The following is a 22,764-nucleotide window of genomic DNA, read 5'->3' as shown; positions in this document are numbered from 1 at the left end:
GAGGGCTTACGCTCCTGCCTTGTCTTGAACTGCACCCCATCGCACACGTGAAGGCGGAACGCCGACTATGGACAGCGCAGAATACGAGCGCAAGATCGCCGCCCGATTCGCCACCTTCGACCAGGACGGGTCCGGCTATATCGACCGGGAGGACTTCAGTACGGCCGCGAGGGCGGTACTGGCCGAATTCGGCACCACCGCACGGTCGGACAAGGGCCAGGCCGTGTTCAACGGAGCCGAGGCGTTCTGGCAGGGCATGGCCGGGATCGCCGATGTGGACGGCGACCAGCGGGTGTCCCGCGAGGAGTTCGTCACCGGCGCCGCGAAGCGGCTGCGGGACAGCCCGGACCGGTTCGCGGAGATCGCCCGGCCGTTCCTCGCCGCGGTGATCGCCGTCGCCGACGAGGACGGCGCGGGCGCGACGCCGGCGGCGGCGACCCGGGTCCTGCGCGTCCTGGGCACCCCGACCGAACTGGCCGACCAGGTCGCGGCGGTGCTGGACGCGGACGGCGACGGCCGGATCTCCGAGGACGAGATCCTGGCGGCGTTCGCGGGCTACTGCGGGGTCGACCCGGACGCGTAGTCCGGTCCGCGCCCCACCCGGCGCGGCACGTCGCCGCGCCGCGCCCCGCCGCGTCCGGGCGGCGGGGACCGGCCTGCGGCTCCCGGAGGGTCAGGCGAAGCGCTCGCGCAGTTTGTACTTCAGGACCTTGCGCAGGGCGTCGTTGCGGGGGAGCGCGTCGGTCAGTTCCAGCTGCTCGGGCAGTTTGTGCGGGGCCAGCCCCTGCGCGCGCAGGTACGCGGTCAGCTGGGGCAGGGTCAACGGGGCCGCGCCCGGCGGCTGTTCGACGACGGCGCAGACGCGTTCGCCGCGTTCGGGGTCGGGCAGGCCGATGACGGCGACGTCACCGACGGCCGGCAGCGCGTGCAGGAGGTCCTCGATCTCCTTCGCCGAGATGTTCTCCCCCTTGCGGATGATCACGTCCTTGCTGCGGCCGGTGAGGACGAGGTGGCCGTCGGCGGTCAGATGCCCGAGGTCGCCGGTGATCAGGTAGCCGTCGGCGTCGAAGACCCCGTCGGTGTCGGAGCGGCCCAGGTAGCCCTGGCAGACGGCCTCGCCGCGCAGGCGCACCTCGCCGTCCGTGCCGGTGGGCAACGGGTCGCCGGCCGGGGTGGTGATGCGGATGGACATGCCCGCCGGGGGGCGGCCCTCGGTGGTGGCGAGGTTCTCCGGGGTGTCGTCGGGCGTCCCCATGGTGATCATGGGGACTTCGGTCATGCCGTAGCCGTGGGTGAGCCGGCAGCCCAGTTCGCGGACCACCGCGTGGTAGATCTCGGGGGGCTTGGGCGCGCCGCCGCCCGCGAGCAGCCGCAGGCTCGGGATGAGCTTCGTCCCGGGGTTCTTGCGCTGCTCGGTGAGGAACATGGAGTAGAAGGCGGTGGAGCCGCCCGCGACGGTGACCCGGTGGCGGCGGTAGCCGTCCAGGGCGTCCGGCATCGCGAACTTCTCGAAGAGCACCGCCGGGAACCCGTACAGCAGCAGCATCACCGTGTAGTCGGGGCCCGCTATGTGCGCGAACGGGAAGGCCATCGAGCCGACGTCGTCGGGGGTCGGGCGCAGCGCGTCCGCGAGGCAGGAGCCGCCTGCGATCAGGGAGCGGTCGGTGTGCAGGACGCCCTTGGGGTCGGAGGTGGTCCCCGAGGTCCAGTAGATCCAGCGTACGGAGGTGCCGTCGCCGGGCGGCGGGGGCAGCACGGCCGGGTCGCCGTCCGGGAGGCCCCGGTAGGCGTCGAAGACCCCGCGCGCGCCGAGCCGGGCCGCCATCGCGGTGTGGTCGAAGCCGCGCCAGGTGCCGGGGACGGCGAAGAACGCGGCCTCGGACTCGCGCAGGGCGAAGCCGACCTCGCGGTCCCGGTAGAAGGGGATGACGGGCGACTGGACGGCGCCGAGCCGGGCCAGGGCGAGCGAGAGCAGCACCGTCTCGATGCGGGTGGGCAACTGCCAGGCGACGACCGTGCCGGGCCGCACGCCCATGGCGTACAGGCCCGCGGCGACGCGTTCGGAGCGCTCGCGCAGGGCGCCGAAGGTGAGCGTGCGGTCGTCGGCGGGTCGGTCGGCGGCCTCGATGAGCACCGGGCCGTCGGGGGTGAGCGCGGCCCGGCGGGCGACCAGCTCCCACAGGGTCCGGGACCGGCTCAGTTCCGTCGCGGTGTCCGTCATCCCGGACCTCCCTCGGTAAATTTCTGACGGATAGTCAGATCTGGCGCAGAGCGTAGGGCGCCGACGCTTGCCGGTCCAGAGCCGGCGGGGCTAGCTTGTTTCTGACGATCCATCAGATTGGGCGATTGGGGAGACGGTTATGGAACTGGAACTGCCTCGGATCATCAGCGTCGACGACCACGTGATCGAACCCGCCCACCTCTTCGACGTCTGGCTGCCCGCCAAGTACCGCGACCGCGGCCCCCGGCCGCTGACCGCCGGCATCGGCGAACTCCATTACACGGGCGGCAAGTACGTCATCACCATGGACCCCGACGGCCCCCCGACCGACTGGTGGATCTACGAGGACCTCAAGTTCCCGTACAAGCGCAACATCGCCGCCGTCGGCTTCGACCGCGACGACATGACCCTGGAGGGCATCACCCGCGAGGAGATGCGCCGCGGCTGCTGGGACCCCAAGGCCCGGCTCGCCGACATGGACCTCAACCACGTCGAGGCCTCCCTCTGCTTCCCCACCTTCCCCCGCTTCTGCGGCCAGACCTTCGCCGAGGCCCACGACAAGGAGGTCGCCCTCGCCTGCGTGCGCGCCTACAACGACTGGATGGTCGAGGAATGGTGCGGCGACAGCGGCGGCCGGCTCATCCCGCTGTGCATCATCCCGCTCTGGGACATCGACCTCGCCGTCGCCGAGATCCACCGCAACGCCGCCCGCGGGGTGCGCGCCGTCACCTTCTCCGAGATCCCCACCCACCTGGGACTGCCGTCCATCCACTCCGGCTACTGGGACCCCTTCTTCGCCGCCTGCCAGGACACCGGCACCGTCGTCAACATGCACATCGGGTCCTCGTCCCAGATGCCCGCCGCCTCCCCCGACGCACCGCCCGCCGTCCAGGCCTCCCTCAGCTTCAACAACGCCATGGCCTCGATGATGGACTTCCTCTTCAGCGGCGTCCTCGTCAAGTTCCCCACCCTCAAACTCGCCTACAGCGAAGGCCAGATGGGCTGGATCCCGTACGCCCTGGAACGCGCCGACGACGTCTGGCGCGAACACCGCGCCTGGGGCGGGGTCAAGGACCTCATCCCCGAGCCGCCGTCCACGTACTACTACCGGCAGATCTACTGCTGCTTCTTCCGCGACAAGCACGGCATCGCCTCGCTCGACGTCGTCGGTCGCGACAACGCCACCTTCGAGACCGATTACCCGCACGTCGACTCGACCTTCCCGCACACCAAGGAGGTCGCCCTCGACCACGTCCGGGGGCTCGACGACGAGACCGTCTACAAGCTGATGCGCGGCAACGCCATCCGGATGCTCGGCCTGCCCCTGGACCTCGACCGGACCGGCCAGGGCCGCTGATGGACCTGTCCCACACCGACGAGGAACAGGACTTCCGGGCCCGCCTGCGCGAATGGCTCGGCAAGACCCTGCCCGAACTCCCCGCCAAACCCTCCCCGGACGACTGGCCCGCCCGACGCGCCTACGACCTGGGCTGGCAGCGCCGCCTGTACGACGCCGGCTGGGCGGGCCTGCACTGGCCCGTCGACGCCGGCGGCCGCGGCGCCACCCCCACCCAGCACCTGATCTTCCTGGAGGAGACCGAACGCGCCGGCGCCCCCTACGTCGGCGCCAACTTCGTCGGGCTCCTCCACGCCGGCCCGACCATCGCCGCCGAGGGCACACCCGAACAACGCGCCCGCTGGCTGCCGCCCGTCCTGCGCGGGGACGAGGTCTGGTGCCAGGGCTTCAGCGAACCGGACGCCGGATCCGACCTCGCCGCCCTGCGCACCCGGGCCGTCCGCGACGGCGACGAGTACGTCGTCACCGGCTCCAAGATCTGGACCTCCCACGCCGAGGTCGCCGACTGGTGCGAACTCCTCGTCCGCACCGACCCGCGGGCCCCCAAACACCGCGGGATCAGCTGGCTCGCCATGCCGATGGACGCACCCGGTGTGAGCGTCCGCCCGCTGCGCACCCTCGCCGGATCGACGGAGTTCGCGGAGGTCTTCCTCGACGAGGTCCGCGTCCCCGTCGGCAACCGGGTCGGCGCCGAGAACGACGGCTGGCGCGTCACCATGGTCACCCTGTCCTTCGAACGCGGCACGGCCTTCGTCGGCGAGGTCGTCGCCTGCCGCCGCACCCTCGCCCACCTCGCCCGCACCGCCAAGGCCAACGGACGCTGGGACGACCCCGTCCTGCGCCGCACCCTCGGCCGGCTCCACGGCGAGTTCGGCGCCCTGTGGCGGCTCACCCAGTGGAACGTCGGCGAGGCGCAGCGCTCCGGCGGCGTCCCCGGCACCGGCGGCAGCGTCTTCAAACTCGCCTACTCGCACGCCCGCCAGGAGCTCTACGAGGCCGCCGCGCAGGTCCTCGGACCCGACTCCCTCGCGCTCGACGAGGAATGGGTGCTGGACCGGCTCTCGTCCCTCTCGTACACGATCGCGGCGGGCACCTCGCAGATCCAGCGCAACATCGTCGCCGAGCGGATCCTCGGCCTCCCGAAGGGACCGTGAACGGCCGTGGACTTCCAGCCGACCGAGGACCAACGGGACCTCAAGGCGACCCTGCGCGACCTCCTCGCCCGGCGCTACGGACGCGAGGCGCTGCGGGCCTCACTCGACACCGGCGCCGCCCTCGATCGGAACCTGTGGCGGGAGCTCGGCGAGGCCGGCTTCTTCGCGCTGCGCCTGCCCGAGGCGGACGGCGGGGTCGGCCTCGGCCTCCCCGAGGCGGTGCTCCTGTTCGAGGAGGCCGGCCGCGCGCTGCTGCCCGGCCCGCTGGTCGCCACCCACCTGGCGGCCGCGACCGTACCCGGGGCCGCCGCGGGCACCACCGTCGTCACCGCCTTCGACCTGGGCGGCGACCTGATCAGCCACCTGGCGGAGGCCGACGCCGTCCTCGGCGTCCCGTCGCCGCCCCCCGGCGAACCGGTCCGCTCGGCGGACCCGCTGACCCCCTTGCACCGGGCCCGGCCCGGCGCCGGCGCCCCGGCCGAGGACCTCGCCCCGTACCGGGACGCGGGAGCCCTGCTCACGGCGGCCCTCCAGCTCGGCAGCGCGCTGCGGACGCTGGAGCTGGCCGTGCGGTACGCGGGCGAGCGCGAGCAGTTCGGCAGGCCGATCGGCGCCTTCCAAGCCGTCAAACACCTGTGCGCGGGCATGCTGGTCCGCGCCGAGCTGGCCCGTACGGCCGTGTACGCGGCGGCGGTGACGGCGTCCCGGGCCGAGGGCCCCGGCGAGATCGCCGCCGCCAAGCTCCTCGCGGACGCGGCGGCCGTGGCCAACGCCCGGGACTGCCTCCAGGTGCACGGCGGCATGGGCTTCACCTGGGAGGCGGACGTCCACCTCCACCTGAAGCGGGCCTGGGTGCGCGCGGAGCAGTGGCGCACGGCGGGGGAGGCGGAGGAACTGCTGGCCGCGGAACTGCTGGACTCGGCCGTCCCGTAGCGGGGTAGGAGGGTGTGGCGGTCGCTCGCTGTGACCGCGGGGCACGGGAGGAACGGGGCGGGACGCATGTCCGATTACAGAGAGTTGATATCGGTTTGTGTCCTGGGCCCAGCCCGATCCGGGCCGAAGGCGGGGGTGGGCTCCGGTACGCTCCCACGAATGCGAGCGGTTGAGCGGCGCGAGCGTCGCACAGTATGCACCACGCCTACTCTTTCGCGCTGGAATATGCCCGAAGCGCTTGTTGTGGTGACTGTATGTCAACCATGCTGCACAGCACGGGGATCACATTCCGTGATCCCATCCTGTCGCGAGGCGAAGTGTCCGCCGGTTCGGATGGTGTGAGCGGTGCAGGTGCTTCAGGTACAGCTGGAGGTAGGACCGGACCCCGCCGAGGTCGGGCGGGCGCGCCGATGGGCGCGGTCCCGGTTGGCGGGATGCGGCGTGGGGGACGACGAGCCGCTCGCCGAGACCTTGATCCTGCTGATCTCCGAGCTGGTCACGAACGCGGTCGTGCACACGGGCTGTCCGGCCGTGCTGCGGATGCTGTTCGGCGGGCCGGGGGTGCGGGTCGAGGTCGCCGACGCGAGCGATCGGGCGCCGGCCCCCCGGCAGGCCGCCGGGGACGACACGGGCGGACGCGGCCTGGAACTCGTCGACGGGCTCGCCGACCGGTGGGGCTGGCAGCGCGAGGGCGCGGGCAAGCGCATCTGGTGCGAGATCGACCGGGCCGAGCCGAGCGGGACCGCGCCCGACGAAAACTTTGCCCGCCGCCGGGAACCGCGCGTGTACCTCTAACGAGGTGTTGACGGATTGTCACCTGTTGATCACCCTTGTGGTGAGCGATTCGTCGCGAGGGGACGCCAAGGGCCCTGCCTTGACGAGTGCGGGTCGCGGGGTGGCGGCTGCCGTGCCGCGCTCGGGGTGTGCACGGACACACGCCGCCACCCGCTGGTCTTGGGATGGGGTCGGGTCGTGCGGGTCGGGCGTCGGGGGCGGGCGGGGGGTTCGTCCGAGCCCTCACCCTCGGTCTCGGCCTCGGTTCCGACGCCGATCGGTCAGGCGCTCGGTCGGCCGCGCGGCGCGATGACCTGTACGTCGCCACCGCGGGCCCGGATCCATTCCTCCAGCGCGGACCCGGCGAGGGAACGGCGGGTGCCGTCCGGCGCGGTCAGGGTGGCCGGGCCGAACACCGTCCCCGTCAGCCCCGCCACGCGGGTGAGGTCGTCCAGGACCACCTCGAAGGGGTTCTCCCGCAGCTCCGCCCCGCCGAGGTCGGCCCCGCGCAGGTCGGTGTCGAGCAGCGCGGCCCCCAGGACGCGGGCGCCGCGCAGGCTCGCGCCGCGGGCGTCGGCCCCGTAGAGCTCCGCGCGCACGAGGTCGGCGCCGTCGAGGACCGCCCCGCGCAGGTCGGCGCCGTCGAGGACGGCCCGTACGAAGCAGGGGCCGGTGGCGTCGGCGCCGGTGAGGTCGGCTCCCTGGAGGTCGCAGCGGTGGAAGTCCGTCCCGACGAGGCGGGCGCCGGCGAGGCGGGTGCCGGTGAACAGGGTCCCCGAGAAGTCGGCGCCGGACAGGACCGCCCCGCCGAGGTCGAGGTCCGTCAGGTCGGCCGCGGTCGGGAAGCCGGCCCGCACCCACTCCCACAGCCGGTGCGCGCCCTCCGGGTCGGCGGGCGGCAGCACCCGCCACGGCAGCACGGCGGGCCGCCGGTACCGGGCGGCGGTGGTCGGGCCGGAGGCGGTGTCCTGCTCGGTCCTGGTCGGCGTGCCGATCTCCGCGCCGCCGTCGTCCACCGTCATGGCTCGGAAGCGGGCGTCGAGCGCCGCCGGTTCGGGGTCCCCTTCGAGATCGGCCAGGTCGTCCCGGGCCGTCAGGTCGTCCCGGTACATGTCGAGCCGGTACCAGCGCGCGGGCGGCCAGTCGGCCTCCATGCGGCAGATCAGGTCCGCCCACGGCCACAGCCGCGGGGCGGTGCCGGCGGGGGCGAGCGGCAGGTGCCGCACGACCTCGGGGAGCCCGCGCACCGGGGCGTGCGGGAACGCCTCCACCCCCGCCCGGGTGGCCGGCACGCGGCAGCCGCCCCCGCCACCCTCCCCGAACTCCCCGGCTTCGGGCTCCCCGCTCCGGGCGGGGGTGGCGCCGCCGGTGGGGGTGGGGAAGCGCCCGATCGGGGGCGGGCCCCCGGCCGGGCGCACGGTCGTCCCCAACCCCAGGGCCAAAGCCCGTCCGAGGGCCTCGGGGGTCGGTGGCGCGGTGAGGGCGGGGGCGGCGTACACGTGGAGGGCGCGGGCCGGGTCGCCCCGGGCGAAGTACTCGTACCCGCAGGTGACGAGGGCCGCCGGGGTCCGGTCCCCGGCCTCGTGCGCGGGCCCGACGTCCACCCCCTGCCCGCCCACCCCGAAGGCTTCGCCGAGGACCCGCAGCAGGTCCGCCGGCGCGGGCCGGGCGGCGGTCACGAACCCGTACGCCTGACCACGCATGTCCGGCCCCGCCCCCTTCTCCGCGCCCCGGCCCATGATGCCAATCGGCGATCGGGGCACTGTGTGCGGGCCGGGCGGTGCCCCCGACCCGGGGGGTGGGGGCCGGGGGCACCTGGGGGGCGTCAGGAGCGGGTCAGCAGGGGCGGATGTGGTAGACGGGGGTCCAGGAGGCGGTGCCGGTGGACTTGGCCACGTTCGACCAGCGTTCGCTGCCGTTGTCGTTGTAGAACCGGGCCCGGGTGCCCGAGGTCTGGTTGTTGTGGAACGTGCCGTCGCCGATGCCCCAGAAGTCGTAGTAGCCGCAGCGGTAGAAGTCGTAGTTGTTGCCCTGGCCGTCCGTGATGCACAGGTGGCCGTGCCCACAGGCGAGCGCGGTGTCCGGGGAGGCCAGGTCGCGGGCCTCGCCCTGGCCGGGGGCGGCGAGGGTCAGGGCGCCGCCGGCGGTGGTCATCCGGTTCGCGGAGACCTGGCGGGCCGCCGGGTCCTTCGCGAGGACGGCGTCGACCCGCTGCTGGAGTCGGGCCGCCTGCGGGGCGCTCAGCCCCGCGTCGCGGGCCTGCCCGGCGTATGCGGACCGTGCGGACGTCGAGTCGGTGGTGGCGGTGGCGTCGGAGGCGTGGGCGGTCAGGACGGGGCCTGCGATCAGGGCCGCGGTCGCGGTCATCATCGCCAGGATCTTGCGCGGTGACATGGTGGAACCCCTCTGATTCGGCGTCCGGGAAGCCACCGCTCGTGACGGCGGCCCGGAGACGCATGACCATCCTTTCGAAGGTCACCAGGGGGCGAGAAGGGCGAAATCAGCCGCTGTGCGGCTGTTGTGGGCATACCTCAGGGGTCCCCGGGCCCCAGCAGCCCCGCCCGTCGCCCCTCCGCTCCCCGCACGAACCCGCGGGTACCGCCCCCGGCCCCTTGCTCGGCCCGGGATCCCCGCCCCGCCGGCCGTCCCCACGGTCCCGCCGCCGCGGTGGTGGCGCGAAGGGTGCGGACCGCGCGCGGCGTCGGGTCAGAAGAGGGCGATCGGGGCCACCGGGGTGCCCGTGCCGCCCACGAAGGGTTCCGGCATGGCCGAGAGGAGGAAGGAGTAGCGGGCCTCTTCCGCACAGGCTGTGGACAACTCCTCCAGGTTCCAGTTCTGGCCCTGGTGCATGCCCATCTCGACCAGGTCCAGGGCGTGCACCGGCAGCCACAGGTTGTCGATCTCCGGCGGGAAGATCTCGAAGGTCAGGGTGTCGTTGGCGACGGCCGCCACGTCCCGGGCGTGGAACCACTGCGGGGTGCGGACGGACAGGCCGGGTGAGGGGAAGCCGTAGCCGTGCTTGTCGCCCGCCAGGTAGACCTGGATCTGGCCGGTGCGGACGAGGACGATGTCGCCGGCGCGGACCGTGACCCCGCCGAACTCCTCCGCCTCGGCCAGGTCCTCGGGGGTCACCGCGTGGCCGCCCTCCAGCCGGTCCACGCCCTTGGCGCGGGCCACGTCCAGCAGGACGCCCCGCGAGACGATGTGCCGGGCCTTGTCGATGCCGCTGAACGCGGCGCGGGAGTGCGCGGTGACGGAGGAGGCCGGGCGGCCGTTGTAGATCTTCCCCGAGTGCGAGACGTGCGTCAGCGCGTCCCAATGGGTGGCCGCCTGGAGTCCCATCGTCACGGCGTCGTCGCTGCACGCCACCGTCCCGGGCCCGAAGATCTCCTGGTTGATCTGCACCATCGTGTGCAGCGGGTTGATCCGGCCCGGGATCATGCCGACCTGTACGCCGTCCTCCTTCAGCGGGAGGGCGAGCGGGACCCGGCGGCCCCTGCGGACGCCGGCGGCGGCGGCGCGGACGACCGGGTCGGTGATCAGGTTCAAGGTGCCGATCTCGTCGTCGGCGCCCCAACGGCCCCAGTTGTTGACGCGCTTGGCGATGTCGTGGAACTCGGGGGGCAGGGACATGGGCCTCATCAGCTCCTGGTGAAGGTGGGGGCGACCGGGTCTTGTGCTGGTGCGTCGGGCTGCCCCTAGAATCTAACGGTCCGTCAGAAATCGCGGGAAGGGGCCGGCATGGGGAACTTCTTGGCAGGCAAGGTGGTCGCCGTCACCGGCGCGGGCCGGGGCATCGGGCGGGCCGTGGCGCTCGCGGCGGCCGCCGAGGGCGCCAGGGTCGTCGTCAACGACTACGGCGTCGGCATCGAGGGCGGGGAGCCGACCAGCGAGGTCGCCGCATCGGTGGTGAAGGAGATCACCGCCGCGGGCGGGGAGGCCGTCGCGGTGGCCGACGACATCTCCACCATGGCGGGCGGGCAGCGCATCATCGACACGGCGCTCGCCCAATACGGGCGGATCGACGGGGTCGTCTGCGTCGCCGGCATCCTGCGCGAACGCATGCTCTTCAACATGTCCGAGGAGGAATGGGACCCGGTCGTCGCCACCCACCTCAAGGGCACCTTCACCGTCTTCCGCGCCGCCTCCGCCGTCATGCGCAAGCAGGGCACCGGCACGCTCATCGGCTTCACCAGCGGCAACCACCAGGGCTCCGTCGCCCAGGCCAACTACAGCGCGGCCAAGGGCGGGATCATCTCCCTCGTCCGCAGCGCCGCCCTCGGCCTCAACAAGTACGGGGTCACCGCCAACGCCGTCGCCCCCGTCGCCCGCACCCGGATGTCCGCCAACGTCCCCATGGAGCTCAAGGAGATCGGCGAGCCCGAGGACGTCGCCGCCCTCGTCACCTACCTGCTCAGCGACCGGGCCCGCGCCGAGAACATCACCGGGCAGGTGTACACGATCGCCGGCCCGAAGATCGCCGTCTGGGCCCAGCCGCGCGAACTGCGCGCCGGGTACGCCGAAGGCTCCTGGACCCCGGAGAAGATCGCCGACTTCCTGCCCGGGACCGTCGGCACCGACCCGATGCCGATGCTCGCGCAGCTGGAGGCGATGGCCCGGGCCGCCGCCGCCAAGGACCGGCCCAATGCGTGACCCGTGGCCCGGCAAGGGGCGGGCGGCGGGCGCCGGTCGGGCCGGGACGCGAAGGGCCGCGCCGGCCCGGCCCGGGGGCCGCGGGGCCGCCCCCCGGCCGCTGCACGACTGATCGCCGTCCCGCCGACGCCTGACAGGGAGACCGCATGGACTTCAGCCTCGGAGCCGGGGACGAGGAGCTGCGCGACCGCGCCCGGACCTGGCTCACCGCCCGCCTCGCCGGACCGTACGCGGACCTGCGCGGCCTCGGCGGGCCGGGCAGCGAGCACGAGGGGACTCGGCAGCGGCGCGACTGGGAGCGGGAGTTGGGCCGCGGCGGCTGGATCGGCCAGGGCTGGGACGTTCCCGCCGGCGCGTACGGGCAACAGCGGCTCTCCCTCACCGGGCAGGTCGTCTGGGCGGAGGAGTACGCGGCGCTGCGCGCACCCGGCCGGGTCGGCCACATCGGGGAGAACCTCCTCGCGCCGACCCTGATCGCCTACGGCACCCCCGAGCAGCAGGCCCGGTTCCTGCCCGGCATCGCCCGCGGCGAGGAGCTGTGGTGCCAGGGCTACAGCGAACCGGACGCCGGATCGGACCTGGCGGGCGTCCGTACCGTCGCCGTACGCGACCCCGCGGACGGGCTGCCGCGCGTCACCGGGCAGAAGATCTGGACCTCCCTCGCCCAGGACGCCGACTGGTGCTTCGTCCTCGCCCGCACCGAGGCCGGCTCGCGCCGGCACCGGGGCCTGTCGTTCCTGCTGGTGCCCATGGACCAGCCGGGCCGGATCGAGGTCCGACCCATCCGGCAGATGTCCGGCACCGCCGAGTTCAACGAGGTCTTCTTCGACGGGGCGGTCGCCGCCGAAACCGTCGGCGGGGAGGGCAACGGCTGGACCGTCGCCATGGGCCTGCTCGCCCTGGAACGGGGCGTCTCCACCCTCGTCCAGCAGATCGGCTTCGCCGCCGAACTGGAGCGCGTCCTGGCCGATCACCTCGCCGCCGGCGCCCCGGACCCGGCCCTGCGCGAACGCCTCGTACGGCAGTGGGCCGAGCTGCGCACCATGCGCTGGAACGCGCTGCGCACCCTCGGCTCCGCCGGTGATCCGGGGGCGCCGAGCGTGGCCAAGCTGCTGTGGGCCGGCTGGCACCGGCGGCTCGGCGAGCTGGCGGTCGAGGTCCGGGGGGCGGCGGCGACGGCCGGGCCGGGACCCTGGGCGCCCGGAGTCCCGTACGAGCGGGGACTCGACGAGGGGCAGCGGCTCTTCCTTTTCACCCGGGCCGACACGATCTACGGCGGCTCGGACGAGATCCAGCGGAACATCATCGCCGAGCGGGTGCTCGGCCTGCCTAAGGAGCCCAGGTGAGAGGCGTCGTGTTCGACGGCAAGCAGGCCCAGGTGGTCGACGATCTGGAGATCCGCGACCCGGGCCCGGGGGAGGTGCTCGTCGCCGTCAAGGCGGCCGGGCTGTGTCACAGCGACCTGTCGGTGATCGACGGGACGATCCCGTTCCCGCCGCCGGTGGTGCTCGGGCACGAGGGCGCCGGGATGGTCGAGGCGGTCGGCGCGGGCGTCGCGCACGTGGCGCCGGGCGACCACGTCTCGCTGTCCACGCTCGCGAACTGCGGGGCGTGCGCGGACTGCGACCGGGGGCGCCCGACGATGTGCCGCAAGGCGATCGGGATGCCCGGTCAGCCCTTCAGCCGGGGCGGGAAGCCGCTGTTCCAGTTCGCCTCCAACTCGGCGTTCGCGGAGCGGACGATCGTCAAGGCCGTACAGGCCGTGAAGATCCCCCGGGACGTGCCGCTGACCTCGGCGGCGCTCATCGGTTGCGGGGTGCTCACGGGCGTCGGGGCGGTGCTGAACCGGGCGAAGGTCGACCGGGGCGAGAGCGTCCTCGTCATCGGCACCGGCGGGATCGGGCTGAACGTCCTCCAGGGCGCCCGGATAGCCGGGGCGACGACGATCGTCGCCGTCGACGCGAACCCGGCGAAGGAGGCGGTGGCCCGGCAGTTCGGGGCCACCCACTTCATCGACGCGTCGGCCGCCCGGGACTCCTCGGCCGCCGTCCGCGAGATCCTGCCGACGGGCGCGGACCACGCCTTCGAGTGCGTGGGCAACGTCAAGCTGATCCGGCAGGCCGTCGACCTCCTGGACCGGCACGGGCAGGCGATCCTGCTCGGGGTGCCGGGGTTCAAGGAGGAGGCGTCGTTCCTCGTCTCGTCCATGTACCTCGACAAGACGATCATGGGCTGTCGGTACGGCTCCTCCCGCCCCCAGCGCGACATCGCGCTGTACGCCGAGCTGTACCGGCAGGGCCGACTGCTGCTCGACGAGCTGGTGACGGAGGTCTACCCGATCGAGGACTTCGCCAAGGCGGCCGACGACGCCCACCACGGGCGGGTGGCGCGGGGGGTGCTCACCTTCTGAGCGCGGGCCCGGCCCGGCCCCGCGCCCCGGTGGGGACGCGGGGCCGGGGCTCGGCGCTTTCGCGCGTCAGGCGCGTCAGGCGCGCGGGGTTCGGCGGGGTCGTCCGTCAGGGGGTGAAGCGGCCGAAGCGGCCCTGGTGGAAGAGGAGCGGGTCGCCCTCGCCCTCGGCGCCCATGGCCGCGACGCGGCCGACGACGATGAGGTGGTCCCCGCCCGTGTGGACGGCCTGGATCCGGCAGTCGATCCAGGCGGGCACGTCGTCGAGCTGCGGCGAGCCGGTGACGGGCGCAGGCCGGTGTCCGACCCCGGCGAACTTGTCGGCGCCGCTGACGGCGAACCCCCGGCACAGCGCGCCCTGTTCGGCGCCCAGGATGTTGACGCAGAACACCCCGGCGCGGGCGATCCGCGGCCAGGTGGTGGACGTGCGGGCCACCATGAAGGTGACCAGGGGCGGGTCGAGGGAGAGCGAGGCGAAGGACTGGCAGGCGAAGCCCGCCGGGCCGTCCTCGCCCTCGCCGGGCGGCGCGGTGATGACCGTGACGCCGCTGGCGAACCGGCCCAGTACGGCCCGGAACTCGGCGGGACCCACGGGCGCGCGCTCGTCCCGGCCGACGGCCCGCAGGGCGGGCCGGGGCAGCGCGTCGACGGACTCCGGAGCCGCGGATGCGGGGGCGCCGGCTGACCTGAGGTATCGGACGACGGTGGCCGCCATCCCTGCGTGTCCCATCACATCCTCGATTGAACCTGACGGTCCGTCAGATGGGAAGGGTCGTGCGGGCGCGGTGCCGGGGTCGCCGCGGTGCGGGGGAGGGGTCCGGTGGGGCGTGGTGCGGAGGGGGGGGTAGGGTGCGGGCATCACGCGATTGAACTTGTTCAAAAAAGTTGTGGGGGCAGGGGCATGGGACACGACGGAACGGTCCGACCGTCGACGGTCCGGGGCAGGGAGCTCCCCGCGGCGGCCGCGACGTCGGCGGGCCAGCTCCTGCTGCTGTTCGTCGGGGCCTTCGTGCTGGCGGGCCTGTCGGACCCGTACGACCAGGGACAGGGCGAGGGGGCGTTCGGGGCCGCGGTCCTGATGTGGCTCGTCGTCATCGCCCCCGTACTGCTGCCCGTGCTCGGACTCCTGCACGCGGCCCTGTTCGTCCTGCCCGTGGCGGGTCCCGCGCACGCCCTGGGCCGGCTCGGCCGGGTACCCGGCGACGCCTGGGCCGTCCTGCTGACCGCCGGTCTCGCGGCGCTGTGGGCGGCCGCCGGCTCGTGGCGCCACGACCTGCCCTTCGGACCGACCTGGGCGTGGGTCGCGGCCACCGGGCTGCTCCCCGTCGCCGCCGCCCGGTACGCCCGCCGGCGCGACGTCCGCCCGGGGGCCGTGGTCGGCCGGGTCGCGGGCGTGACGGGTGCGGGCCTGCTGCTGCTCGGCGGCGGGTACGCCGCCGACACCGCCGGGCTGCTGCCGGAATACCGTCCGCCCCGCCTCGCGGCATCGGAGTACGCCGGGACGTGGACCGGGGACGCGGGCGCCCGCCTGACGCTCCACCGGGACGGGACGATGAGCGCCGAAGCGCTGCCCGTGATGGATCGCGACGGAGGGGTGGCGCGCTGCTCGGGCGCCGGGACGTGGAGCTTCGACCCGGAGGCCGCGGCGAACGCCTGGGCGCCGGCCGCGCCGGCCCACCGGGACGGGGTCTGGCTCGACATGCGGTCCTGCGCGGGGTCCGTCCTCGACTGGCGGATCGCGGGCACGACGGAGCGGCCCGAACTGTTCACGTGGTTCGGGGGCACGGACGACGGCCTGCTGAAGGTTCTCCGGCGGGACGGGGTCGGGGACGGGGTCGGGGACGCGGTGGGGCGCGGGGGCGGGGCTCGGGCGTCCGGGTGAACCGGGGGCGTGCGGAGCAGCTCGTGCGGGATCGCTCCGGCGGGCGGGGGCATCGTGGCCCGGGACCGTGTAGCGCCGTACGTCCGTCCTCAGGGAGGAACCCATGCTCGGCACCGACTTCCGTACCGGCTCGCCCAACTGGCTCGACCTCGGCAGCCCCGACACCGCGGCGGCCGCCGCGTTCTACGGGGCGGTGCTCGGGTGGGACTTCGCCTCCGCCGGGCCGGAGGCGGGCGGGTACGGCTTCTTCCAGGTGGACGGGAAGACCGTCGCCGCGCTGGGCCCGCTCACCGAGGAGGGGGCGAGGTCCGCGTGGATGGTCCACTTCATGACCTCCGACATCCGGGCCACCGCCGAGGCCGTGCGGGCGGGTGGCGGGGTGGTGCGGATGGAACCCGGCGACGTCATGGGCGAGGGATGGCTCGCCCACTTCACCGACCCGCAGGGCGCGGAGTTCGCGTGCTGGCAGCCCGGGAGGACGGGCGGGCTCGAGCTCACCTCCGCCGAGAAGAGCCTGGTGTGGGCGGAGCTGCACGTACCGGACCCGGTCGCGGCCCTCGGCTTCTACGCCGGGGTGTTCGGGTGGCGGCACTCCGAGATGGCGATGCCCGGAATGACGTACCGGGTGCTGTCCATCGCCGACGGGGAGCAGCAGGACGGCTCCTTCGGCGGGGTCGCTCCGCTGGGTGACGAGGGCGGGCGGATCCCGCGCTGGGTGCCGTACTTCAACGTCCCGGACGTCGACGCGGTTGCCGCGGCGGCCGTGGGAGCGGGCGGGGCGGTGCTCATGCCGGCCGAGGACATCGCCGGGGTCGGTCGGATCGGCTGGGTCGCCGACCCGGCGGGGGCGGAGTTCGCGCTGCTGAAGCCCGATCCGCGGGGATGACGGGGGGTTGCCGCCGGGGGGTCGGGTGGGCCGGTGGGCCGGAGGCCCCGAGTGGCCCGGGTGGGTCGAGTGGCTCGGGGGGTGGCGGTCTCGGGTGGTGCTGAGGGGCCCGGTGGCGCCATCCTTTCGCCGGTCAGCGGCCCAGGTACTTGGGGGTGCGGCGCTCCACGAAGCTCGCCACGCCCTCGTTCGCGTCGGCGGTGGTCATGTTGAGTTCCTGGGCGGTGGCCTCGGCGGCGAGTGCGGTCGCCCGGTCACTGTCCAGGGAGGCGTTGACCAGCTGCTTCGTGAGGGCGAGGGCGCGGGTGGGGCCCTGGGCGAGGCGCTCCGCCCAGGCGCGGGCCGTCTCCTGGAGTTCGTCGGCCGGCACCACCTTGTTGACCAGGCCGAGGCGGGCTGCGTCCTCGGCGGTGACGGCGTCGCCGAAGAAGAGGAGCTCCTTCGCCTTCTGCGGGCCGAGGAGGCGGGGCAGGAGGTAGGCGCCGCCGCCGTCGGGGACGAGGCCACGGCGGACGAACACCTCGATGAAGCGGGCCTGTTCGGCGGCGATGACGAGGTCGCAGGCGAGGGCGAGGTGGGCGCCGATGCCGGCGGCCGTGCCGTTGACCGCGGCGATGACGGGTTTCTCGCAGTCCAGGACTGCGGTGATGAGGCGTTGGGCGCCGAGGCGGATCATGCGGGAGACGTCGCCGGCGATCCGGTCGCCTCCGGCGGTTCGGCTGTTGCTGCGGAGGTCGGCGCCGGCGCAGAAGCCCTTGCCGGTGGCGGTGACGACGACCGCCCGGACCGCGGGGTCGGCGGAGGCGTCGGCGAGCAGGGTGATGACGCGTTCGCGCTGGTCCCAGGTGAGGGCGTTCATGGCTTCGGGGCGGTTGAGGGTGATCCAGGAGACGCTGTTCTCGATCCTGTGCCGGATCTCGTCCGAGGGGGTGACGGTCATCGGTGCCTCCTGTGGAGGGGGGTGGGGTGGGGGCTGGGGCCGGGGTCCGGGCCGGGGTTGGTGCGGTGCGGTGTGGTGGGTCGGGTGGGTGGTCGGGGGCGGCGGGGGTGGTGGCTGCGGGTGGGTCGGGGCCGGGGGCGGGGCGGGGGGTTGGCCGGGGCGGGCATGATTTATGGCGCCTGATCCGGGTTTGGTTTGCGAAGGGCATCGCGCGCCAACACATCACGTTTCAGCCCCGGCCAACCCCCCACCCCACCCCCGACCCCGACCGGGGCGCGCCCGCTGGAATTCAGCTCGCCGCCCCCGACCACCGACCCGGGCTCGGACCCGCCGAGTCCAGCCGCGCCGGCGTTTGGCCTCGGTCGGGCTCGGACCCGCCGAGTCCAGCCGCGCCGGCGTTTGGCCTCGGTCGGGCGGGGGCTCGGCTGAATTCAGCCTCGCCGGCGTGTGAGGCGCGGGGTCCGGGGCGGAGCCACGGGAACGGGTCCACGCCGGGCGTCCGGTTGCGTCGGGCAGTGGTCCCGTGAACGACCGGCCAGGTCAGCGGCAGATGGCCAGGGCGTCCAGGGCCACCGCGCCTTGGCCTCGGGGGAGGACCATCAGGGGGTTGATGTCCAGTTCGGAGAGTTCGTCGCCGAGTTCGAGGGCCATCCGCTGGACGCGGAGGATGACTTCCACGAGCGCGTCGACATCGGCCGGCGGTGCGCCGCGTACGCCCTCCAGCAGGGGATGGCCGCGCAGTTCGGTGAGCATCGTGCGGGCCTGGTCCTCGCCGAACGGCGGCACGCGGACCGCCGCGTCCCGCAGGACCTCGACCAGGACCCCGCCGAGTCCGACGGTGACGGTCGGGCCGAAGAGGTCGTCCTGGGTGACGCCGACGACCATCTCGACGCCGCGTTCGACCATCTGGCAGACGAGGATGCCGTCCAGGGGAATGTTCTCGTAGCGGGCTATGTCGGTGAGTTCGCGATAGGCGTCGCGGATCTGGCTCGCCGAGGTGAGGGCGACCTTGACCAGGCCGAGTTCGGTCTTGTGGGCGAGCTGGGGGCCGGAGGCCTTCATGACGACCGGGTAGCCGACGAGGCCGGCGGCCCGGACGGCCGCCGCGGCGCTCGTGACCAGTTGCTCGCGCGGTACGCGGATGCCGTACGCGCGCAGGAGCTGCTTGGCGGAGTGTTCGCTGAGCTGCTGGCCGGGCCGCATCAGGGCCTGGGCCTTGCGGTACGAGGGGGAGGGCGTGCGGGGTGCCTCGTCGAAGGGGGAGCGGTAGGACGCGGTGAAGCGGTGGTGGCCGAGGTAGGCGCGGACGGCGGTGATGCAGTTGCCGAAGGTGCGGAAGGTGGCCACGCGGGAGGAGCCGAGGAGGGTGGTGCGGTAGGCCTCCTCGGTGCCGACCGGGGAGCCCCAGATCACGCAGATGAGCTTGTCGGTCCGTTCGGCGGCGTCCACCAGGTCCTGCGCGAGCTTGTCGCTCATCGGGGGGAAGGGGCCGGTGATGGGACAGATCAGGACGCCGACGGACGGGTCCGCCAGGATCGCGTCGATGATCTTGCGGCCGCGCCAGTCGCCGACGGGGTGGCCGCCGTTGTCGACGGGGTTGGAGACGCCGAGGTACGGCGGGATCCACTGGTGGAGTTCGGCCTGTTTGGCCTCGGAGAGGGTGGGGAGGGTGAGGCCCGCTTCGGTGGCCAGGTCGGAGAAGTGGGCGCCGGTGCCGCCGGAGATGGAGTAGACGACGACGCCGTCGGCCCGGGGTTTGCGGGCCCGGGCGAGGAGGGCGGCGGTGTCCTGGAGTTCGTCGAGTCCGTCGACGCGGATGACCCCGAACTGCCGCATGGCGGCGTCCACGACGGTGTCGGCGCCGGTCAGCTTGCCGGTGTGCGAGGCGGCCATCCGGGCGCCGGTCTCGGTGCGGCCGACCTTGACGGCGACGACGGGGACCCCGTTGCGGGCGGCCCGGTCGGCGGCGAGGAGGAAGGAACGGCCGTCCTTGAGGCCCTCCACGTAGCAGGCGATGGCCCCGACCTCGGGCTGTTCGGCGAGGTAGGAGATGAAGTCGGCGGTCTCCAGGTCGGCCTCGTTGCCGGTGGGAGCCCAGTGGGAGAGCCGGATGCCGAGCTCCTGGAGGGTGTAGACGGGCCGGCCCTGGTGCCCGGACTGGGTGATGAGGGCGATCGCCGGCCCGTCGAGGTCCTGGCGGAACTCCTCGAAGGCGTTGAGGTTGGTGTTCGGGCCGAGGAGGCGCAGCCCGGAGCGCCGTACGGCGGCGGCGAGCCGCGCCTGGGCGGCGGCGCCGGCCTCGCCGGTCTCCGCGAAGCCGGAGGCGAAGGCGACGGCGAACCTGACCTTGGCCTCGGCCAGTTCCTCGACGACGGGCAGCGGGTCGGCGACGAGGATCACGGCCAGGTCGACCTGTTCGGGCAGGTCGGCGACGGCGGAAAGGCAGGGCAGGCCGAACACGCTCGTACGGGTCGGGTGCACGGGGTACACCCGGGCTCCGACGCGCTCCGCCCAGGCGAGCAGTTGGCGGGTGATGCCGGTGTTGGGTCTGCCGTCGGCATCGGAGGCGCCGATGACGGCCACGGACTCGGGCCGGAAGAACCGGTCCAGGTCGGGCACATCGGAGTGCAGGGGCCGTCCGCTGACGTCCAGGGCGATCGCGTCCTCGGAGGAGGGCGCGGCCGTGGAGTGGACGGCCGTCCTGGGGGTCTCCCCGCAGGCCTCGACTCGTGCGCGGAAGTCGGTGGTGAGGGTGCCGTGAGTAGATCCAAGCATCGTTCCGCCCGCTCCTGCTCGATGAACCTCGATGAACTTCGAAGAAATCCATAGCTGACGCGTAGTCAGATTACTGAACTGACGCGCCGTCAGGAACAGGGATGCGCAGGAAAGGTGGTGGAGGTGGTGTGTGCCTGAACGGTGGCAGATCCGTTCGAGGACGGTCCAGAGCGGTTTCGGCCTACCGGCGCTTGCGGCGGGTCAGTGCCTTCGCGATCTTCTCGGCGTCCAGGGCCAGTTCGCGCAGCATGCCGCTGATCGGGTTCGTGTAGCCGGTGAAGTACAGGCCGGGGGCGCTCTGCGGGCTGCGCCCGCCGCGTACGAGTGGCCGCCCGCGCCCGTCGAGGACGTCGAGGTGCCCGACCAGGTCCTCCAGGGCCCGCCGGTAGCCCGTCGCCGCGACCACCGCGTCCGGGGTGATCCGCGAACCGTCGGCCAGCACCACCTCGGCGCCGTCGAAGGAGGCGACCGCCGCCACCGGCTCGACCCGACCGCCGCGCACCGCGTCGATCAGGCCGACGTCCTGCACCGGGATCGCCCCCTCCCGGACCCTGCTGTACAGGCCGGTGGTGGGACGCGGCAGCCCGTACGCCGACAGGTCCGGCACGGAGAGCCGCGTGACGAGCGCCCCGAGCCGGTCCACGAGCCGTACGGGCAGCCTGCGTACGAGGATCCCCGTGCGCTGGGCCGGCCAGCCCGCCGTGGAGCGCCGCAGGATGTGCGGTGCGGTCCGCACCGCGAGCCGCACCCGGGACGCCCCGCCGTCGGCCAGGTCCACGGCTATCTCGGCGCCCGTGTTCCCGATGCCGACGACCAGTACGTCCCGGCCCGCGTACGGCTTCGGCTCGCGGTACGCGGCGGCGTGCAGCAGCTCCCCGGTGTACGAGTCGACGCCCGGCCAGTCGGGCAGCGCCGGGGTGTGGTTGAAGCCGGTCGCCACGACGACCGCCCGGGCCGCCAGCAGCCGCCCGCCGCTCGCGTGGAGGGTCCAGCCGTCCCCGTCGGCGGCCCGCTCGATCCGGTTCACCTCGACCCCGGTGACCAGTTCCAGTTCGTGGAACTCGGCGTACTTCTCCAGGTACCGCACCACGTCCGCCCGCGCGACCCACCGCCCGAACCGACGCGGCACCGCCAGCCCGGGCAGGGCGGACAGGCGCCGGGTGGTGTGCAGGCGCAGCCGCTCGTAGTGGCCCCGCCAGGAGGCCCCGACCGCGTCGGACTTCTCCACGACGACGGCGCGCACGCCGCGCGCGCGGAGCGCGGCGGCGACGGCGAGGCCGCCGGGACCGGCGCCGATCACGTACACGGGGCGGGGCTGGGTGTTCATGTCGGGCTGCTCGGGCATGACGGGTGATCGTATCGACACTCAGAGTTGATGGGTCTCGGACAAGGAGTGAATCGATTGCGGAACGATCACGGCCGGATGGTTTGTCCCGTAGGTCGTGAACGTGTGGAGGGGGCGGGCGCTGTCGGTGGCGCGGTACGGGCTCGACGAGCTCGGCCGGCACGTCCACGTCCCCGGCGGGGAGCCGGGTGTTCGAGGTGAGGTTCCCGGCCCACCCAGCAGGCCCGGGCCCACGCGCGGATCCGCCCGGCGATCGTCCGCGTCCGCGTACCACGCCGCGGTGATCGGATCCGGGTCGGCCGGCAGGGTGCGGAGCGGCGACAAGGGCCTGCCGGCCCGTCAGCAGTTCGAGGGGGAGGCCGGGGCCGGAGCTTCGCCTACGGGTTCGGCCACCCGGTGTCGCATGGCTCCACCGTGCCCGACCGGTCGGCGTTGCCCCGCGCCGGGCGGGCGACCCGCTGTCACAGTGGGGTCCCGTGCGATCCCGTGGGGTCCCGTGCGGTCCTGCGGAGGCTTGCGGTGCGCCGTGGTGGCCCCGTGGTGACCCCGTCCCGGAGAGGAGCAGGTGAGTACCTGATGTGGCAGCCCGACGGGTGGGACGTTCGCGTCCGCCTCGGAATCCTCACCCCCCACGCCGACGTCGGCCCCGAATCGGAGCTGCGCGCCATGGCCCCGCCCGAGGTGGGCCTGCACGCCGCACGGGTGCCGTTCGCCGCCATGGGCGGGGGCGGGGTGACGGGCTCCGCCATCCCGCTCGGCCCCGTCCGGGCCTTCGCCGAACCCCCGCACGTGGACGCCGCCGCCGAACTCCTCGCCGCCGCGCCCGTCGCCGTGATCGCCTACGCCTTCACCAGCTCCGCGTACGTCATCGGGGCGCGCGGCGAGGCGCACATGCTGGCCCGGCTCGGGGAGCGGGCCCACGGGCTGCCGGTCGTCGCCACCTGCGCCGCCGTCGTCGAGGCGCTGCGCGTCCTGGGGGCCGAACGGATCGGCCTCGTCGACCCGCCGTGGTTCGACGCCACCCTGAACGACCTGGGGCGCGGCTACTACGAGGAGGCCGGGTTCGAGGTCCCGTACGCCGCCCCGTGCGGGCTCCCCGGCGAGCAGCGCGTGGTCCGGCCGAAGTCCCTGCACGACTGGGTGGCCACGCGGCTGCCCGACGCGGCCGACGCGGTCGTGATCGGCGGCAACGGATTCCGTTCCGTCGGGGTGATCGAGGCCCTGGAGGCCACCCTCGGCCGGCCGGTCCTGACCGCCAACCAGGTCCTGTTGTGGGCCGCCCTGCGCGCGGCGGGCGCTTCCGCCGAGGGTGTCACCGGGTACGGGCGGCTTTTCGGGGGCTCGGGGACGTGACCGGCTCCCGGGGCCTTGCGGGATTCGCCCCGATCCGCTGAACTGACGTACCGTCAGATCGTGTGGGTGAGGGGTGGAGGGCTG

At 73.8% G+C, this 22,764-nt stretch carries 19 protein-coding genes; 11 read left to right on the top strand and 8 right to left on the bottom strand.

What is annotated here, in order from left to right; translation table 11 throughout:
* The first annotated feature begins 67 nt into the window (after positions 1 to 67).
* The gene (locus ACFY0I_RS16760) at positions 68 to 583 is read left to right on the top strand and encodes an EF-hand domain-containing protein (protein WP_388895721.1); all 516 of its coding nucleotides are present in this window, start codon (positions 68 to 70) and stop codon (positions 581 to 583) included.
* 90 nt (positions 584 to 673) lie between these two features.
* On the opposite strand, the gene ACFY0I_RS16755 is transcribed toward ACFY0I_RS16760, so the two are convergent.
* On the bottom strand, positions 674 to 2,221 hold the full coding sequence (locus ACFY0I_RS16755; protein ID WP_388895718.1) for an AMP-binding protein: 1,548 nt from the start codon (positions 2,219 to 2,221) through the stop codon (positions 674 to 676).
* Positions 2,222 to 2,360: 139 nt separating this feature from the next.
* Between ACFY0I_RS16755 and ACFY0I_RS16750 the strand changes: the two genes are divergently transcribed.
* From ACFY0I_RS16750 to ACFY0I_RS16735, 4 genes are all read left to right on the top strand, one after another.
* Positions 2,361 to 3,578 carry an amidohydrolase family protein gene (locus ACFY0I_RS16750; RefSeq protein ID WP_388895715.1) on the top strand — a complete coding sequence of 406 codons (1,218 nt, stop codon included), beginning with the start codon at positions 2,361 to 2,363 and terminating at the stop codon, positions 3,576 to 3,578.
* Complete coding sequence (locus ACFY0I_RS16745; protein WP_388895712.1) at positions 3,578 to 4,732, top strand: acyl-CoA dehydrogenase; 1,155 nt, start codon at positions 3,578 to 3,580, stop codon at positions 4,730 to 4,732. Before ACFY0I_RS16750 ends, ACFY0I_RS16745 begins: the two co-directional genes overlap by 1 nt.
* A gap of 6 nt (positions 4,733 to 4,738) precedes the next feature.
* On the top strand, positions 4,739 to 5,665 hold the full coding sequence (locus ACFY0I_RS16740) for an acyl-CoA dehydrogenase family protein (RefSeq protein WP_388895710.1): 927 nt from the start codon (positions 4,739 to 4,741) through the stop codon (positions 5,663 to 5,665).
* A 345-nt stretch (positions 5,666 to 6,010) separates the two neighbouring features.
* A complete protein-coding gene (locus ACFY0I_RS16735) occupies positions 6,011 to 6,460 on the top strand; it encodes an ATP-binding protein (protein ID WP_388895707.1) in 450 nt (149 codons plus the stop codon).
* Between the two features lie 260 nt (positions 6,461 to 6,720).
* Here ACFY0I_RS16735 and ACFY0I_RS16730 read toward each other — a convergent pair whose 3' ends face one another.
* The 3 genes from ACFY0I_RS16730 to ACFY0I_RS16720 all read right to left on the bottom strand — a co-directional run bounded on the left by ACFY0I_RS16730 (position 6,721) and on the right by ACFY0I_RS16720 (position 10,072).
* Positions 6,721 to 8,142 carry a pentapeptide repeat-containing protein gene (locus ACFY0I_RS16730; RefSeq protein ID WP_388895704.1) on the bottom strand — a complete coding sequence of 474 codons (1,422 nt, stop codon included), beginning with the start codon at positions 8,140 to 8,142 and terminating at the stop codon, positions 6,721 to 6,723.
* Positions 8,143 to 8,275: 133 nt separating this feature from the next.
* Entirely contained in the window at positions 8,276 to 8,833 is a 558-nt protein-coding gene (locus ACFY0I_RS16725; RefSeq protein WP_388895701.1) for a hypothetical protein, read from the bottom strand.
* Between the two features lie 312 nt (positions 8,834 to 9,145).
* Complete coding sequence (locus ACFY0I_RS16720) at positions 9,146 to 10,072, bottom strand: cyclase family protein (protein WP_388895698.1); 927 nt, start codon at positions 10,070 to 10,072, stop codon at positions 9,146 to 9,148.
* Between the two features lie 108 nt (positions 10,073 to 10,180).
* Between ACFY0I_RS16720 and ACFY0I_RS16715 the strand changes: the two genes are divergently transcribed.
* The 3 genes from ACFY0I_RS16715 to ACFY0I_RS16705 all read left to right on the top strand — a co-directional run bounded on the left by ACFY0I_RS16715 (position 10,181) and on the right by ACFY0I_RS16705 (position 13,502).
* Positions 10,181 to 11,092, top strand: a complete 912-nt coding sequence (locus tag ACFY0I_RS16715; protein WP_388895695.1) for an SDR family NAD(P)-dependent oxidoreductase — start codon at positions 10,181 to 10,183, stop codon at positions 11,090 to 11,092.
* Between the two features lie 146 nt (positions 11,093 to 11,238).
* On the top strand, positions 11,239 to 12,438 hold the full coding sequence (locus ACFY0I_RS16710; protein WP_388895692.1) for an acyl-CoA dehydrogenase family protein: 1,200 nt from the start codon (positions 11,239 to 11,241) through the stop codon (positions 12,436 to 12,438).
* Complete coding sequence (locus ACFY0I_RS16705; protein WP_388895689.1) at positions 12,435 to 13,502, top strand: Zn-dependent alcohol dehydrogenase; 1,068 nt, start codon at positions 12,435 to 12,437, stop codon at positions 13,500 to 13,502. The genes ACFY0I_RS16710 and ACFY0I_RS16705 overlap by 4 nt, the downstream gene beginning before the upstream one ends.
* A gap of 106 nt (positions 13,503 to 13,608) precedes the next feature.
* Here the strand turns inward: ACFY0I_RS16705 and ACFY0I_RS16700 are convergent, their stop codons facing one another.
* Entirely contained in the window at positions 13,609 to 14,229 is a 621-nt protein-coding gene (locus ACFY0I_RS16700; protein WP_388895686.1) for a flavin reductase family protein, read from the bottom strand.
* Positions 14,230 to 14,400: 171 nt separating this feature from the next.
* Between ACFY0I_RS16700 and ACFY0I_RS16695 the strand changes: the two genes are divergently transcribed.
* Positions 14,401 to 15,381: a hypothetical protein gene (locus ACFY0I_RS16695; protein WP_388895683.1), complete on the top strand. Its 981-nt coding sequence runs from the start codon at positions 14,401 to 14,403 to the stop codon at positions 15,379 to 15,381.
* A 103-nt stretch (positions 15,382 to 15,484) separates the two neighbouring features.
* Entirely contained in the window at positions 15,485 to 16,267 is a 783-nt protein-coding gene (locus ACFY0I_RS16690) for a VOC family protein (RefSeq protein WP_388895680.1), read from the top strand.
* A gap of 133 nt (positions 16,268 to 16,400) precedes the next feature.
* Here ACFY0I_RS16690 and ACFY0I_RS16685 read toward each other — a convergent pair whose 3' ends face one another.
* The 3 genes from ACFY0I_RS16685 to ACFY0I_RS16675 form a co-directional block, all read right to left on the bottom strand.
* The gene (locus ACFY0I_RS16685) at positions 16,401 to 17,207 is read right to left on the bottom strand and encodes an enoyl-CoA hydratase/isomerase family protein (protein ID WP_388895676.1); all 807 of its coding nucleotides are present in this window, start codon (positions 17,205 to 17,207) and stop codon (positions 16,401 to 16,403) included.
* Between the two features lie 540 nt (positions 17,208 to 17,747).
* Positions 17,748 to 19,982 (bottom strand): acetate--CoA ligase family protein, encoded by a 2,235-nt coding sequence (locus tag ACFY0I_RS16680; RefSeq protein WP_388895673.1) that lies wholly within the window; start codon positions 19,980 to 19,982, stop codon positions 17,748 to 17,750.
* Positions 19,983 to 20,163: 181 nt separating this feature from the next.
* On the bottom strand, positions 20,164 to 21,327 hold the full coding sequence (locus ACFY0I_RS16675) for a flavin-containing monooxygenase (protein ID WP_388895671.1): 1,164 nt from the start codon (positions 21,325 to 21,327) through the stop codon (positions 20,164 to 20,166).
* A gap of 576 nt (positions 21,328 to 21,903) precedes the next feature.
* Here ACFY0I_RS16675 and ACFY0I_RS16670 point away from each other — a divergent pair.
* The gene (locus ACFY0I_RS16670; RefSeq protein WP_388895668.1) at positions 21,904 to 22,680 is read left to right on the top strand and encodes a maleate cis-trans isomerase; all 777 of its coding nucleotides are present in this window, start codon (positions 21,904 to 21,906) and stop codon (positions 22,678 to 22,680) included.
* Positions 22,681 to 22,764: the final 84 nt, after the last annotated feature.

It is taken from the genome of Streptomyces sp. NPDC001568 (assembly GCF_042893755.1).
GTDB lineage: Bacteria > Actinomycetota > Actinomycetes > Streptomycetales > Streptomycetaceae > Streptomyces.
This window is presented reverse-complemented; position numbering and strand designations above follow the sequence as displayed.

What these genes read in the sequence shown, in the direction of transcription:
- ACFY0I_RS16720 (WP_388895698.1), bottom strand. Translation starts at nt 10,072, where the DNA reads ATGTCCCTGCCCCCCGAGTTCCACGACATCGCCAAGCGCGTCAACAAC.
- ACFY0I_RS16760 (WP_388895721.1), top strand. Translation starts at nt 68, where the DNA reads ATGGACAGCGCAGAATACGAGCGCAAGATCGCCGCCCGATTCGCCACC.
- ACFY0I_RS16725 (WP_388895701.1), bottom strand. Translation starts at nt 8,833, where the DNA reads ATGTCACCGCGCAAGATCCTGGCGATGATGACCGCGACCGCGGCCCTG.
- ACFY0I_RS16730 (WP_388895704.1), bottom strand. Translation starts at nt 8,142, where the DNA reads ATGCGTGGTCAGGCGTACGGGTTCGTGACCGCCGCCCGGCCCGCGCCG.
- ACFY0I_RS16700 (WP_388895686.1), bottom strand. Translation starts at nt 14,229, where the DNA reads ATGGGACACGCAGGGATGGCGGCCACCGTCGTCCGATACCTCAGGTCA.
- ACFY0I_RS16750 (WP_388895715.1), top strand. Translation starts at nt 2,361, where the DNA reads ATGGAACTGGAACTGCCTCGGATCATCAGCGTCGACGACCACGTGATC.
- ACFY0I_RS16715 (WP_388895695.1), top strand. Translation starts at nt 10,181, where the DNA reads ATGGGGAACTTCTTGGCAGGCAAGGTGGTCGCCGTCACCGGCGCGGGC.
- ACFY0I_RS16710 (WP_388895692.1), top strand. Translation starts at nt 11,239, where the DNA reads ATGGACTTCAGCCTCGGAGCCGGGGACGAGGAGCTGCGCGACCGCGCC.
- ACFY0I_RS16690 (WP_388895680.1), top strand. Translation starts at nt 15,485, where the DNA reads ATGCTCGGCACCGACTTCCGTACCGGCTCGCCCAACTGGCTCGACCTC.
- ACFY0I_RS16695 (WP_388895683.1), top strand. Translation starts at nt 14,401, where the DNA reads ATGGGACACGACGGAACGGTCCGACCGTCGACGGTCCGGGGCAGGGAG.
- ACFY0I_RS16670 (WP_388895668.1), top strand. Translation starts at nt 21,904, where the DNA reads ATGTGGCAGCCCGACGGGTGGGACGTTCGCGTCCGCCTCGGAATCCTC.
- ACFY0I_RS16755 (WP_388895718.1), bottom strand. Translation starts at nt 2,221, where the DNA reads ATGACGGACACCGCGACGGAACTGAGCCGGTCCCGGACCCTGTGGGAG.
- ACFY0I_RS16675 (WP_388895671.1), bottom strand. Translation starts at nt 21,327, where the DNA reads ATGCCCGAGCAGCCCGACATGAACACCCAGCCCCGCCCCGTGTACGTG.
- ACFY0I_RS16685 (WP_388895676.1), bottom strand. Translation starts at nt 17,207, where the DNA reads ATGACCGTCACCCCCTCGGACGAGATCCGGCACAGGATCGAGAACAGC.
- ACFY0I_RS16745 (WP_388895712.1), top strand. Translation starts at nt 3,578, where the DNA reads ATGGACCTGTCCCACACCGACGAGGAACAGGACTTCCGGGCCCGCCTG.
- ACFY0I_RS16680 (WP_388895673.1), bottom strand. Translation starts at nt 19,982, where the DNA reads ATGCTTGGATCTACTCACGGCACCCTCACCACCGACTTCCGCGCACGA.